12 protein-coding genes are annotated in these 13,653 nt (G+C 56.0%); 5 read left to right on the top strand and 7 right to left on the bottom strand.

Going from position 1 to position 13,653, the window contains the following annotated elements:
- On the top strand, window positions 1–281 hold a 281-nt coding region (locus BM261_RS02040), incomplete at its 5' end, for a transposase (protein WP_143095745.1).
- Between the two features lie 222 nt (window positions 282–503).
- Here BM261_RS02040 and BM261_RS02030 read toward each other — a convergent pair.
- Genes BM261_RS02030 through cysT form a run of 3 tightly spaced genes read right to left on the bottom strand, consistent with a single transcriptional unit; the run spans window position 504 to window position 3,246 of the window.
- Window positions 504–1,574, bottom strand: coding sequence for a sulfate/molybdate ABC transporter ATP-binding protein (locus tag BM261_RS02030; protein WP_074894604.1), 1,071 nt, complete (start codon window positions 1,572–1,574; stop codon window positions 504–506).
- Window positions 1,571–2,422: a sulfate ABC transporter permease subunit CysW gene (gene cysW / locus BM261_RS02025; protein WP_074894601.1), complete on the bottom strand. Its 852-nt coding sequence runs from the start codon at window positions 2,420–2,422 to the stop codon at window positions 1,571–1,573. The genes BM261_RS02030 and cysW overlap by 4 nt, the downstream gene beginning before the upstream one ends.
- Window positions 2,419–3,246 carry a sulfate ABC transporter permease subunit CysT gene (gene cysT, locus BM261_RS02020; RefSeq protein ID WP_074894598.1) on the bottom strand — a complete coding sequence of 276 codons (828 nt, stop codon included), beginning with the start codon at window positions 3,244–3,246 and terminating at the stop codon, window positions 2,419–2,421. Before cysT ends, cysW begins: the two co-directional genes overlap by 4 nt.
- Before the next feature lie 274 nt (window positions 3,247–3,520).
- Between cysT and BM261_RS02015 the strand changes: the two genes are divergently transcribed.
- A complete protein-coding gene (locus BM261_RS02015) occupies window positions 3,521–4,906 on the top strand; it encodes an aldehyde dehydrogenase family protein (RefSeq protein ID WP_370446632.1) in 1,386 nt (461 codons plus the stop codon).
- Window positions 4,906–5,637, top strand: coding sequence for a toxin-antitoxin system YwqK family antitoxin (locus BM261_RS02010; RefSeq protein ID WP_074894595.1), 732 nt, complete (start codon window positions 4,906–4,908; stop codon window positions 5,635–5,637). Before BM261_RS02015 ends, BM261_RS02010 begins: the two co-directional genes overlap by 1 nt.
- 185 nt (window positions 5,638–5,822) lie before the next feature.
- Here the strand turns inward: BM261_RS02010 and BM261_RS02005 are convergent, their stop codons facing one another.
- A complete protein-coding gene (locus BM261_RS02005) occupies window positions 5,823–6,740 on the bottom strand; it encodes a BPSS1780 family membrane protein (protein WP_074894593.1) in 918 nt (305 codons plus the stop codon).
- A gap of 73 nt (window positions 6,741–6,813) precedes the next feature.
- On the bottom strand, window positions 6,814–7,908 hold the full coding sequence (trmA, locus tag BM261_RS02000; RefSeq protein ID WP_074894591.1) for a tRNA (uridine(54)-C5)-methyltransferase TrmA: 1,095 nt from the start codon (window positions 7,906–7,908) through the stop codon (window positions 6,814–6,816).
- A gap of 159 nt (window positions 7,909–8,067) precedes the next feature.
- Here trmA and BM261_RS01995 point away from each other — a divergent pair, with 159 nt between their 5' ends.
- Window positions 8,068–8,256, top strand: a complete 189-nt coding sequence (locus tag BM261_RS01995) for a hypothetical protein (RefSeq protein WP_074894589.1) — start codon at window positions 8,068–8,070, stop codon at window positions 8,254–8,256.
- Window positions 8,253–10,022 carry a DNA primase gene (gene dnaG / locus BM261_RS01990; protein ID WP_074894586.1) on the top strand — a complete coding sequence of 590 codons (1,770 nt, stop codon included), beginning with the start codon at window positions 8,253–8,255 and terminating at the stop codon, window positions 10,020–10,022. The genes BM261_RS01995 and dnaG overlap by 4 nt, the downstream gene beginning before the upstream one ends.
- Before the next feature lie 131 nt (window positions 10,023–10,153).
- Here the strand turns inward: dnaG and BM261_RS01985 are convergent, their stop codons facing one another.
- Together BM261_RS01985 and clpB are read right to left on the bottom strand one after the other, a co-directional pair.
- On the bottom strand, window positions 10,154–10,825 hold the full coding sequence (locus BM261_RS01985) for a hypothetical protein (protein WP_074894584.1): 672 nt from the start codon (window positions 10,823–10,825) through the stop codon (window positions 10,154–10,156).
- Window positions 10,826–11,000: 175 nt separating this feature from the next.
- Complete coding sequence (clpB, locus tag BM261_RS01980; protein WP_074894582.1) at window positions 11,001–13,574, bottom strand: ATP-dependent chaperone ClpB; 2,574 nt, start codon at window positions 13,572–13,574, stop codon at window positions 11,001–11,003.
- Window positions 13,575–13,653: the final 79 nt, after the last annotated feature.

The raw sequence follows: 13,653 nt of genomic DNA, 5'->3' as shown, positions 1-13,653 counted from the left end.
AAAATCGGCAACATCTGAAAGAGCATCAGTTGTTAGACGGCATTATGCGCAAAGCCCACCGCAACCGTCCGCTGACGGAAGTGCAAACCAAACGCAACCGATATTTGTCGAAGACCCGTTATGTGGTCGAACAGAGCTTTGGTACGCTGCACCGTAAATTCCGCTATGCCCGGGCAGCCTATTTCGGGCTGCTTAAAGTGAGTGCGCAAAGCCATCTGAAGGCGATGTGTTTGAACCTGTTGAAAGCGGCCAACAGGCTAAGTGTGCCTGTTGCCGCATAAAAGGCGGCCCGGATGCCTGATTATCAGGTATCCGGGGAGGATTAAGGGGGCATTTGGGTAAAATTAGGAGTGATTGGGGGCGAAAACAGCCGAAAACCTGTGTTTGGGTTTCGGCTGTTGGAGGAAAGGCTTTTTTGCAAAGGTCTCAGGCCGTCTGAAAAAGAAAGGGGGGACGGAACCTTACCTGCCTTGTGTTTCAGACGGCCTCTTTGCATCCAATTCCTAGATTGCGTAATCAATCAGTTCGCTTTGACCGAAAACATACACTTGCCGGGGGGAGAGTTTGAGTTCACAGCCGATATGAAGGTTCAGACGGCCTGTTTCCGATGTGGCGAAATCGACATGAACCTGACGGCCTTCTGGCAGGGTAAGTGTCAGGTGGGTGAGCGCGCCGGAAACGTGGATGTTGGCGATTGTACCCGCCAGCATGGGGTTTTGGGCGTTGGTTTCCCATTCGTGCGGGCGGATGTAGCCGACCGCGTGCTGTTCCTGCCAGCGATATTGTCGATTCAGAGGCCAGGCAAATTCGCCATAACGCCATTCGCCTTTTTCGATGCGGCCTTCAAAGGCATCGGTGTTGCCTAAGAATTCGGTTACGAAAGCGTTGTTCGGCTGGCGGTAGAGTGTGGCTGCGTTGCCGACCTGTTCGATTTTGCCGTGGTTCATGACAACGATTTGGTCGGAGACTTCCAAGGCTTCTTCTTGGTCGTGCGTGACCAAAATACTGGTGATGCCCAATTCGTGGTGGATGTCTCGCAGCCAGGTGCGCAATTCTTTGCGTACTTTGGCATCGAGTGCGCCGAAGGGTTCGTCCAACAGCAGCAGTTTGGGTTCGACTGCAAGGGCACGGGCGAGGGCGATGCGTTGGCGTTGGCCGCCCGAAAGCTGGTGCGGGTAGGATTTGGCGAGGTGGGGAAGCTGTACCAGTTTCAGCAGTTCTTCAACCTTGCTGCGGATTTGTTTTTCAGACGGCCTTTGACTGCGCGGCAGTACGGTCAGCCCGAAAGCCACGTTGTCAAAAATATTCATGTGGCGGAATAGGGCGTAATGCTGGAAAACGAAGCCGACTTTGCGTTCGCGGACGTGTTTGGCGGTAACGTCCTGTCCGTCAAACAGGATTTTGCCGCCGTCGGCGTTTTCCAATCCGGCGATAATCCGCAACAGTGTGGTTTTGCCGCAGCCGGAGGGGCCGAGCAGCGAAGTGAGCTTGCCGGTCGGCGCGGTCAGGTTGATGTTTTTCAGGGCGTGGAACGCGTCGAAGTGCTTGTTCAGATTTTCGATGGTGATGCTCATGCTGCTTCCCTTTCGGCGGCGCGGTGTTTTTTCTGTTGGATTTTGGTAAGGATGTCCTGTATCGCCAGCGTGGCGATGGCCAGCAGGGCCAGAATGCTGGACAGGGCGAACGCGCCGACAAAGTTGTATTCGTTGTAGAAGATTTCGACCAGTAGCGGGATGGTGTTGGTTTCGCCGCGTATGTGTCCCGATACCACGCTGACTGCGCCGAACTCGCCCATCGCGCGGGCGTTGGTGAGAATCACGCCGTAGAGCAGCGCCCATTTGATGTTGGGCAGGGTAACGCGCCAAAACATCTGCCAGCCGTTTGCGCCGAGAATCAGGGCGGCCTGTTCTTCGCTGTCGCCCTGTGCCTGCATCAACGGGATGATTTCGCGCGCGACAAAGGGGAAGGTAACGAACAGCGTAGCCAAAATAATGCCGGGGATGGCGAAGATAATCTGTATGCCGTGCGCTTCCAGCCAACCGCCCAATGCCGTGTGTGCGCCGAACAATAAGACGAACATCAAACCGGCCACCACGGGCGATACGGAAAACGGCAAATCGAGCAGGGTGGTCAGCAACTGCTTGCCGCGGAAGTCGAAACGGGTCAGCAGCCACGCCATCGCCACGCCCAAGACGGCATTAACGGGAACGACAATCGCGGCGGTTATCAGGGTTAATTTGATGGCCGATAAGGCTTCGGGGTCGGAAAGCGAAGCCAGATACAGCCGCCAGCCGCCCTTCAAGGCTTCGGCAAACACGGCTGTCAGCGGGATGACCAGCATCACGGCAAGAAACAGCAGCGCGATGCCGATAAGCAGCCATTGCAGCGGGCGCGGTTCGGTAATATTCGGATTGGTTTTCATGCTTTCGCTCCGGCGCGTTTGCCCAAAGCCCATTGGGCGATATTGAGCGCAAACAGGATAGAGAAGGAAATCAACAGCATAAACAGCGCGACGGCGGACGCGCCCTGCACGTCATACTGTTCCAGCTTGCCGGTGATAATCAGCGGCAGGATTTCGGACACCATCGGCACATTGCCCGCGATGAAGATGACCGAACCGAATTCGCCCGTCGCGCGCGCGAACATCATGCCCGCACCCGTGAGCAGGGCGGGGGCGATTTCGGGCAGCAGCACGCGGCGGAAAGTGGTGAAACGGCCCGCGCCCAACGTGGCGGCGGCTTCTTCGTATTCGCCCGACAATTCTTCCATCACGGGCTGCACGGCGCGGACGATAAAGGGCAGGCTGACAAACACCAGGGCAATCCAAATACCTGTCGGCGTGAAGGCGATTTTGAACGGGAAAAACCGCCCCAGCCAGCCGTTGGGCGCGTACAGCGTGGCCAGCGCGATGCCGGTTACCGCCGTGGGCAGCGCGAAAGGCAAATCCACCAGCGCGTTCACCAAACCCCTGCCGGGAAATTCATAACGAACCAGCACCCATGCCGTCAGCGTGCCGAAAACGATGTTGGTCAGCATGGCGAAAAACGACATTTTCAGCGTCAGCCATACGGCGGACAGTACGCGCGGCTCGGCGATGGTCTGCCAAAACGAAGAAAAACCCATGCCGGCGGCGGTAACGGCCATCATGGCAAACGGCAGCACCACCAGCAGCGACAGGCACAGAACGGTAATCCCCAGGCTGATGTTGAAGCCGGGCAGTACGCTGGGAGTCTTTAACAGGCGCATGGTCGGTTGGTTATGGTTAAAAACAGGCCGACAATGTAATTCAGGCCGTCTGAAAATAAAAAGACTGTGTGGTTGTATGTTAAGACAGAATGGTTATAACTTGGCGGACGGCCGTGCGGCGAGGGGTGCGCGGCAATCTGCCCGGCCACTTTCGTTTATACCTGTCCCAAGGCAGGCAAATAACCATAAAATATAAACTTTCCGCCATAAACAGCGTATGATTACGCTTTTTCAGACGGCCTCCCCATCAAGCAAAAAGGCCGTCTGAAAACAAATGACGACCCAAACCGTCCAACCCCAAAAAACGGAGTTCAGATTGTTCCGCAGCATCCACATCCTGACAGGCGAAACCCTATATGAACGCCCGCCGCAGAGTCAGGCCGAATTTCAGACGGCCTTAAGCGCGCTCCGGCAGCGGCAGCGGCATTTTTCCGCACAGCCCGTTACTGCGCGCACCGCGCTGCTGTCCGCCTTCGCCCAACGCCTGGATGCCGAACGCGGCAGGCTGGCGCGCATGGTCAGCGAAGAAGTCGGCCGCTGTCTGACCGAATGCCGCGCCGAACTCGACAAATCGGTCGAACTCATCCGCTACTACACACGCCTCGCCCCCGAGCTGCTGGCGCACAAAACCATCGCCACACAGGCCAGCCTGAGCCAGGTGCGTTTCGAACCTTTGGGCGTGGTGCTGGCCGTCATGCCGTGGAACTACCCAGTTTGGCAGGTGCTGCGTTTTGCCGTCCCCGCCCTGTGCACCGGCAACGCCTGTGCCGTCAAACCCGCGCCAAGCGTCGCCCGCGTCAGCAACGCACTGTTTGAATTGGTCGGCGGCGACATCCCGCTGATGCCGGCATGGTTGGAACACGCCGACATCCCGCAGGCAATCGCCGATACGGACGCGCTGGCCTTTACCGGTTCGGCCGACACCGGCCGCATACTGGCTGCCGAAGCGGGAGGCCGTCTGAAAAAAACCGTGCTCGAACTGGGCGGCAGCAACGCCTTCATTGTCCTGCCTGATGCCGACTTGCGGCAGGCGGCCAAAGACGCGTGCTATTCCCGTTTCCGCGACGCGGGGCAGTCTTGCAACGCCGCCAAGCGCATCATCGTTACCGAAGCCGTGGCCGAACCCTTCATCCGCCTGTTTCTGGACGAATGCGCCAAACTTCAAACCGGCGACCCGCTCGACGCGCAAACCACGCTCGCTTCGCTGCACCGCGCCGATTTACGCGAGCGCGTCCATGCCCAAGTGCTTGATGCTGCGGCAAACGGCGCGCAAATCCTGTGCGGCGGCGAAATCCCCGCCGGACAAGGTTGGTTCTATCCCGCCACCGTGCTGGACAAAGTCAATCCCGCCTGCCGCGCCTATCACGAAGAAGTTTTCGGCCCCGTTGCCGCCATCCTGCGTGCCCGCGATGCCGAACATGCGGTAGAGCTGGCCAACGACAATCCCTACGGCTTGGGCGCGAGCATTTACAGCGCGGACGAAGCGGCCGCCTGGCGTTACGCCGAAAAACTGCACACCGGCGCGGTATACATCAACCGCCACACCAGCAGCGACCTGCGCCTGCCCTTCGGCGGCGTGAAAGCTTCGGGCTACGGGCGCGAACTATCCGAATTCGGTTTATATGAATTCGTCAACATCAAAACCTATTGGCAGAAATAATGAATAAAACCCTGTTTGCGGCCATGCTTGCCGCTTATGCTTCCGCCGCCTGGGCGGCTCCGCAGAAAATCTATTTCGACCAGCAGGGCAGGCCGACCGACAAACCGGCCGCCATCGCTTATGTGCGCGAATACACCCCGTCGGGCAATCATGCGGCGGTACAGGATTTTTATTATCCGTCGCGCAAAAAATATTCCGACCCCTACCACGCGCCGTTGAAGCAAATCCGCCAATTCGTGCCGCAATTGGAAAACGGCACGCTTACCCTGTGGCATTTCAACGGCAAACAGAAAATGTCCGCCCCGTTTCAAAACGGCAAGCCGCACGGCGAATGGACCAACTGGCACAACAACGGCAACAAATCCGCTGTAATGCCGTATAAAAACGGCCAAACGGAAGGGACGGGCGTTCGCTATTACCAAAACGGGCGCAAGGAAAGCGAAATCGAATTCCACAACGACAAAGCCGAAGGCAAATGGCGGCAATGGTATCCCGACGGCAGCCCGAAAAGCGAAGTGCTGATGAAGAACGACCAGCCTGTGGAAATGGTCAGCTGGGACAATCAGGGGCGCATCACCGCCGAACTGAATTTCGCCAACAAAAAACGCAGCGGCTTTACTTTGGAATGGTATGACAACGGCGCGAAAAAATCGGAAACTGTTTATCAGGACGACGAATTGATCAGCCGCACTTTCTGGGATGAGAACGGCTTGATTTCCGACCGTTATTAAACATCAAACTTCGCGACGGCCTTTTCGTATGGCGGGTCAAATGAATTTTCGGGATAAGGCAGCGAATTGCGGCATTGCCGTATCACATATGCCGTCTTGCCTTGCCGTACCGTTGGCTGATGAATGTTCAAAGGCCGTCTGAAAGTCCGCACAAGCGGTTTTTCAGACGGCCTTCAGATTCAGGTTTAACGGCCGTTGCGGCGCAGCGGCGGATCGGTCCAGATGCTGCGGTAGCAGGTATAAGAGGTAAGGCTGGTCAGGCTGGCGAGTACAAAATATATCGGGATGAACAGCAGGAACATGGCGATGGCGGGACCAACGCCGATATCGCCGCTGCTCATACTGGATACGCCGGCGGATAAAGCAATAATAGCAAAGAAGATGCCGAAGAAAATCAGACTGATACCTGCCCATGCCAATCCGTTGACCAAAAACGCCCCCAAGTTTTTCAGGCAGCCTTTGAAACTCATCTTCATTGCCTCAAACGGCGGCACGTCGTGCAGGACGACCAGGGCGGGAGAGAAGACAATAGTCATCTGGACGGGAATGATAAACAGCAGCATGATCAAAAACAGCAATATAACCATTAAGAAGTCTTCTGCAGAAACATTGCCGCCCACAGCGGCTTGGAAGTCGCTGCCGAAATTGAAGCCGACAAAAGCGGCGAGCAGGATGCCGGCGATGAGCACAATGAATAGGATTGCCGTGAAATAGAGCAGGGTCAGGATGACCAGTTCTTTGAATTTGTATTTGAAACCGGAAAAGAGGTAGCCGACTTCCAGTTCGCCGCCTTCTTCCAGCGCGTCGCAGGAAAGCATAAAGCCGCCGGTGAAGAATAACGGCAACAGGTTGGTGACCATGCTGACGCCGGGGACAAACGATCCGACGAACATAATCAGAAACATGATGAAAATCATCAATACCCATGTGCCCGGGCGTTTTTTGAAAATCCGCCAGGCATCGCCTATCCACGCCGCACCTTCGCCGGCAGGAACTTTGCGCGGCTCGGCAAACAGGCGCGGCGGCTGGTTGCCTTGCGGTTGCTGCGGCACGGGTGCGGGGGGCGGTTCGGGTTGGAAAGAAGAGGGTTCGAATTGGTTCATAAATGCTCCGCATGGGAATGAAAAACGACAGACGGCCGATTTTAACCTATTTTTGCGTTGCCGTTTGACGTTTTCAGACGGCCTTTTTGTGTAACAGCAGCCCGCTTTCGATGTGGCCGGTGAACGGGAATTGGTCGAATAGGGCGGCGCGTTCCACTGTGTGCGTTTGCAGCAGCGCGTCCAGATTGGCGCGTAAGGTTTCCGGGTTGCAGGAGATGTAGATGATACGGTCGAAACGCGCCAGCAGTTTTAAGGTGTCGTCGTCCACGCCCGCGCGCGGCGGATCGACGAAGACGGTGGAAAAGCCGTATTCGGCCAAGTCGATTTGCTGTTCCTGCAGGCGGCGGAATTCGCGGCTGCCGTTAAACGCTTCGGTGAATTCTTCTGCCGACAGTCTGGCGATGCGGATGTTGTCCGCGCCGTTTGCCTCGATGTTCCATTGTGCCGCCTGTACCGAGGTTTTGGAAACTTCGGTGGCCAAGACCCGGCGGAAGCGGCGGGAGAGCGGCAGGGTGAAGTTGCCGTTGCCGCAATAGAGTTCGAGCAGGTCGCCGTTTGGCGTTTGGGCGCAATCGCATGCCCATTCCAGCATTTTTTCGCATACTGCGGCATTCGGTTGGGTGAAGCCGCCTTCCGTTTGGCGGTAGCGGAAGGTTTCGCCGTTTACCGTCAGCGTTTCGGTAACGAAATCCTGCGCCAGCACCAGTTTCTGCCCCTTGCTGCGGCCGATGACGAATATGCCGAGTTTTTCCTGTAGGGCAAGGGCGGCGTGTTTCCAGCCGTTGTCGAGTTTGCGGTGGTAAATCAGGCTGACCAGCATTTCGCCGCTCAAGGTGCTGAGGAATTCGCATTGGTAGAGGCGGTTTTTCAACAACGGGTCGGTGGACAGTTCGGCCAGTAAAAGCGGCATCAGGCGGTTGATGGCGACAGATGCGGCGGGGAAATCGGCGAGGCGGATCAGCGAGGCTGTGCCCGCTTTTTGCCCGCGCTCGAACATGGCGTAGCTGATGCCGTCGCCTTCGTGCCAAATGCGGAATTCGGCACGCATCCGGTAATGCTGTTCGGGTGAAGGGAAAACCTGCCATTCGGGCATGGGTATGCCGGAAAACAGGCGGCGGAGCAGGGCGGTTTTATCGTCGAGTTGTTGCAGGTAGGCCGGGCTGTGCATCGGGGTTCCAAAAATAGAAAAAGAAGCGGATTATAGCCGAAGGCCGTCTGAAAAAGGCGGCTGAGTTTTTTCAGACGGCCTCGGAGTGCGGAAATGGCAATGCGGCGGCTTTTTCGGTATGCTTCGATTTCCGGCCGCCCGAATTCGAGGAAGCGCGATATGAATCACAAAACCTTTACCATGACGGTGATTTTGACCACCTTTGCCGCCGCTATGTGGTTTGGTTATCTTTTTGCGTCCGACCGCATCGGCGGCGGCGAGTTCTTCCTCTATATGGCGGCAACGATACCCGCGCTGCTGCTGTTCCGCATCCTGTATTCCCTCATCCTCCGCAACCGCCGCCCATGATTCCTTCCGACTTTATCGACGACCTGCTGGCAAAAACCGACATTGTAGACATCATAGACGAACGCGTGCCGTTGAAGAAAAGCGGTGCGAACTACATGGCCTGCTGTCCGTTTCACAAAGAAAAAACGCCGTCGTTCTCCGTCAGCCCGAGCAAACAGTTCTACCACTGCTTCAGCTGCGGCGCGCACGGCAGCGCGATAGGCTTTCTGATGGAACAGCAGGGCATGAGTTTCCCCGATGCCGTCCAATACCTTGCCGACCGCGCAGGCATGACGGTTCCGCACGAAAAAGGGCGCATAGAAGCACCGGAAATCCGTGCCGAACGCAAGAAAAAACAGCAAACGCTGGAAGAAACCCTGCAAGCCTGCGCCGATTTTTACCGCCACCAGCTCCAAATCAACCCGCCCGCACGCCAATACCTCGACGGACGCGGCCTGAATGCCGAAATCATCGGCCATTACGGATTGGGTTATGCACCCGACGGCTGGCAGCCGCTGGCGCAAGTCTTCCAGCCCTATCCCAACAACGCCCTGACGGAATGCGGGCAGGTCATCCATAACGAAGAGCAAAACCGATACTACGACCGTTTCCGCCACCGCATTATGTTTCCCATCCGCGACCAGCAAGGGCGCATCATCGGCTTCGGCGGCCGCGTTTTGGACGACAGCAAGCCCAAATACCTCAATTCGCCCGACACCCCGCTGTTCGACAAAGGCCGCAACCTCTACGGCCTCTACGAAGCCCGCAACGCCGTACGCGATGCAGGACGGATACTCGTCGTAGAAGGCTATATGGATGTGGTGGCCTTGGCGCAGTTCGGCATTCCCTACGCCGTCGCCTCACTCGGCACTTCCACCACGGGCGAACACATCAAAATCCTGATGCGGCAGTCCGACGAAATCTATTTTTGCTTCGACGGCGATACCGCAGGCCGGAAAGCCGCCTGGCGCGCGCTTGAAAACGCCCTGCCGCAGCTCAAAGACGGCAAATCCCTCCACTTCCTTTTCCTGCCGCCCGAACACGACCCCGACAGCTACATCCGCGCCCACGGCAAAACGCAATTTGAAGACGCACTCATCCATCAGAGCAAACCCCTGTCCGAATATTTCTGGCAGGCACTTTCAGACGGCCTCAACCTGGCGACGCAGGAAGGCAAATCGCGCCTGTTGAAAACCGCCGCACCGCTTCTGGCACAAATTACCGCGCCCGCCCTCGGCTTCCTGCTCAAACAACGGCTGGCCGAACTCGTCGGCATCGACCCCGCAGACCTCGCCGTCCTGCTCGGGCAGGAAACCCCGCCGCGCCGCGTACAGGCCAAAAGTTACAAACTGCCGCGCGAAACCCGCCGCCAGCCGGCCATGCTGACCCTCGCGCAACGCCAAATCCGCAGCCTGCTGTCCAATCCCGCCTGGGCGGTTCACGTCCGCCTGCCCGAATACGTCGTCCTCGAAGGCGATACCGCCTGCCTGGCCAACATCGCCGACTTCATCCTCTCCGGCAGCACCCCGCCCGACCATGCGCGCATTTGGGAACACTTCCGCAGCACCGACACCGGAAATGTCTTGCAGCAGATTTATCAAGCCGGCGGTTTGGATGACGGCGAAGACGGCGGCGAAGAAAACGAAACCGCCTTTTCAGACGGCATGGGAAAACTGATCAAAGAATTCCGCCATGCGCAACTCGAAGCACTGAAAAGGAAAACCGTCGAAGGCGGCCTCAACGACGCAGAAAAAAAACTCCTCCTGAGCCTGTTGGCGGAAAAATAAACAAAGGCCGTCTGAAAACCCCGTTGCGGGATTTTCAGACGGCCTCTAAATTGAGCCTGACTGAGCGGCGGAATCTTGACTATGCACTACCGCATAAGCACCGCCGTTCAAAAGGCACGGCTACTTAACGATTAACGTTTTTTAAAGCTTTTCAAAGAACCGTCTTTGTTAAACTCAAACTCGTATTCCGCGCGGTCGGTTGAGAGATTGCTGGTATACCATTTGGTTTTGCCTGTCGGCACAAACAAAGAGTAGTACACATGATCCAACTCCGCACCTTCCGCGTTTACTTCTTTGGCTTTTTCGTTGAAAACCTGAGTGATTTTCGCAATATCGGCAAACTTGATTTCAGCCAAAGGGAACACATTGTCTTTCATATTGCCGCCGCCGGAAATGCGGACCGGCTGCGGTTCGCTCCATTTGCCGTCTTCAAATTCGTAGTGGTCGATATTGTCCGGATTATTGGGGTCTTGGATTTCCGCAATGATGCGCGGACGCTCGCCGCCATAGAAATGGATATTTTGGAAAATGTTAACCGGTTTGCCGCCGAATTGCGGCAGGGCTTTCAATGCATCTTCTGCAGCTTGCAGGGCAGCGGCGTCAGCCAGGAAATTGCCTGAAGAAACCACGGGTTTGGCTTCTTCGGCCTGTTTGTCGGCAGGTGCGGGAGTGCCTGCCGTATTGCCTGAGGCGGTTTGTGCGGGGGCGTCAGGTGCCGGTGCGGATGCCTGTTTGTCTTTGTTTCCGCAAGCAGTTAAACCCAATGCGGCAGCCGTTACTAGGGCAAGCCATTTCATTTTCATTTGTTTGTCCTAACTTTAAAAATATGCGACAGTGCATACGGAGTATATTATAACGAAGGACTAAAGCGTTTGCCGAATGTTTTGTATCGAGATTATTTAATTGCAATAGGAAGAGGCCGTCTGAAAAACCTGTGCGGGATTTTCAGACGGCCTCTTATTTCACACTGCGTTCAAATCAGGCAAACACCAGCCTGCCGCCTTCTTCTTTCACATGAATCGTGCTTTCGGGCGCATATTTACCTTCGAGCAACGCCATGGCCAACGGGTTTTCGATTTCCGACTGGATGGCACGTTTGAGCGGGCGTGCGCCGTACACGGGGTCGAAACCGGCTTTGGCAATCAAATCCAAGGCGGCATCGTCCACTTTCAGGTGCAGGTGCTGCGCTTCTAGGCGTTTTTCCAAGCCTTTGAGCTGGATTTTCGCGATGTTGCGGATATTCTCCTGATTCAGTCCGTGGAACACGACCACTTCGTCGATACGGTTGATCATTTCAGGACGGAAGTAGGCTTTCACTTCTTCCATCACCGCTTCTTTCACGGCTTCGTAGTCCTGCGTACCCATTTGTTGGATGTGCTGGCTGCCGATGTTGGAAGTCATGACGATAACAGTGTTTTTGAAGTCCACGGTGCGGCCTTGTCCATCGGTCAAGCGGCCGTCATCCAATACTTGCAACAGAATATTGAACACGTCGGGATGGGCTTTTTCCACTTCGTCCAGCAGAATCACGCTGTACGGTTTGCGGCGGACTTGTTCGGTCAGGTAGCCGCCTTCTTCGTAGCCGACGTAGCCCGGAGGCGCACCGATTAAGCGGGCAACGGCGTGTTTTTCCATGTATTCGGACATGTCGATACGGATGAGGTGGTCCTCGCTGTCAAACAGGAAACCAGCCAGGGCTTTGCACAACTCGGTCTTACCCACACCGGTCGGACCTAGGAACAGGAAGCTGCCGTAAGGTTTGTTCGGATCGGCAAGGCCGGAGCGGCTGCGGCGGATGGCGTCGGACACGGCGCGCACGGCTTCGTCTTGACCGACCACGCGGCGGTGCAATACTTCCTCCATTTTCAGCAACTTGTCACGTTCGCCTTCCATCATTTTGGATACGGGGATGCCGGTCATGCGCGATACGATTTCGGCCACTTCGTCTGCGCCAACTTCGGTGCGGAAGAGTTTGTTTTGTTTTTTGCCGTCAGTGTTGCTTTCTGCCGCCTGCAACTGTGCGCCCAATTTCGGCAACTCGCCGTATTCGAGTTCAGACGCGCGGGCGAAGTCGCCTTGGCGTTTGGCCTGCTCGATTTTGACTTTGATGTCGTCCATCTGTTTCTTGATGTCGGCGGTGCTGGAAGACGCGGCTTTTTCGGCTTTCCAGATTTCGTCCAAATCGGCGTATTCTTTTTGCAGGCCGTCGATTTCTTCGTCTATCAGTTCCAAACGTTTTTTGCTGGCGTCATCGCTCTCTTTGGCAACGTGCATTTTTTCCATTTTGAGCTGGATGATGCGGCGGTCGAGTTTGTCCATCTGCTCGGGTTTGCTGTCCAACTCCATTTTGATGCGGCTGGCAGCTTCGTCAATCAAATCAATCGCTTTATCGGGTAGGAAGCGGTCGGTAATGTAGCGGTCGCTCAACTCTGCGGCAGCAACGATGGCGGGATCGGTAATGTCGATGCCGTGGTGGATTTCGTAACGTTCTTGCAAACCGCGCAGGATGGCGATGGTGTCTCCCACGCTGGGTTCGCCGACCAATACTTTTTGGAAGCGGCGTTCAAGTGCCGCATCTTTTTCGATATATTGGCGGTATTCGTCCAAGGTGGTCGCGCCGATGCAGTGCAGTTCGCCGCGCGCCAAAGCCGGTTTCAACATATTACCTGCATCCATCGCGCCGTCGGTTTTGCCCGCGCCGACCAAAGTATGGATTTCGTCGATGAAAATCAGGGTGTTGCCGTCGTCTTTCGCCAAATCGTTCAACACTCCTTTCAAGCGTTCTTCAAATTCGCCGCGGTATTTCGCGCCGGCAATCAATGCCGCCAAATCCAAAACCAGCAGGCGTTTGTTGCGCAGGGATTCAGGCACTTCGCCGTTGACGATGCGCTGTGCTAAGCCTTCAACGATGGCAGTTTTACCCACGCCCGGTTCACCGATGAGCACGGGGTTGTTTTTGGTGCGGCGTTGCAGCACTTGAATCGCGCGGCGGATTTCGTCGTCGCGGCCGATAACGGGGTCAAGTTTGCCGTCGCGGGCGCGCTGGGTCAGGTCGAGCGTGTATTTTTTCAGCGCATCACGTTGGTCTTCGGCATTGGCATCGTTCACGTTTTGTCCTCCGCGTACCGCGTCAATCGCGGCGTTGATGTTTTGTTCGGTCGCACCGGCTTCTTTCAGGATTTTGCCGGTCGCATCGTTCTGCTGCACTAAGGCGAGCAGGAAAAGTTCGCTGGCGATATAGGCATCGCCGCGTTTGGTTGCCGCTTTGTCCATCAGGTTCAACACCGCCTGCAATTCGCGGCTGGGCAGAATATCGCCGCCTTGGCCGGATACTTTCGGCAGGCTGTTTAAATGCTGCTGCAAACGCTGTTTCACCTGTGGCACATTCACGCCCGCATGAGCCAAGAGCGCAGCGGCTCCGCTGTTTTGATCGTCAAGCAGGGCTTTCAGCACGAAGCCTGCTTCCAGATAGCTGCTGTCCGCAGCCAACGCCAAACTCTGAGCTTCTGCAAGGGCTTGTTGGAATTTGGCGGTTAATTTGTCGAATCTCATGATGACTCCTTACTCGGTTTGATTTTTCATGCCACGCTATATAGAGCCTCCTGTGGATAAGTCAAGCGTTAAAATAGGT

Origin of the sequence: Neisseria elongata subsp. elongata (genome assembly GCF_900113545.1) — a bacterium.
GTDB classification, from domain to species: Bacteria; Pseudomonadota; Gammaproteobacteria; order Burkholderiales; family Neisseriaceae; genus Neisseria; species Neisseria elongata.
This window is presented reverse-complemented; position numbering and strand designations above follow the sequence as displayed.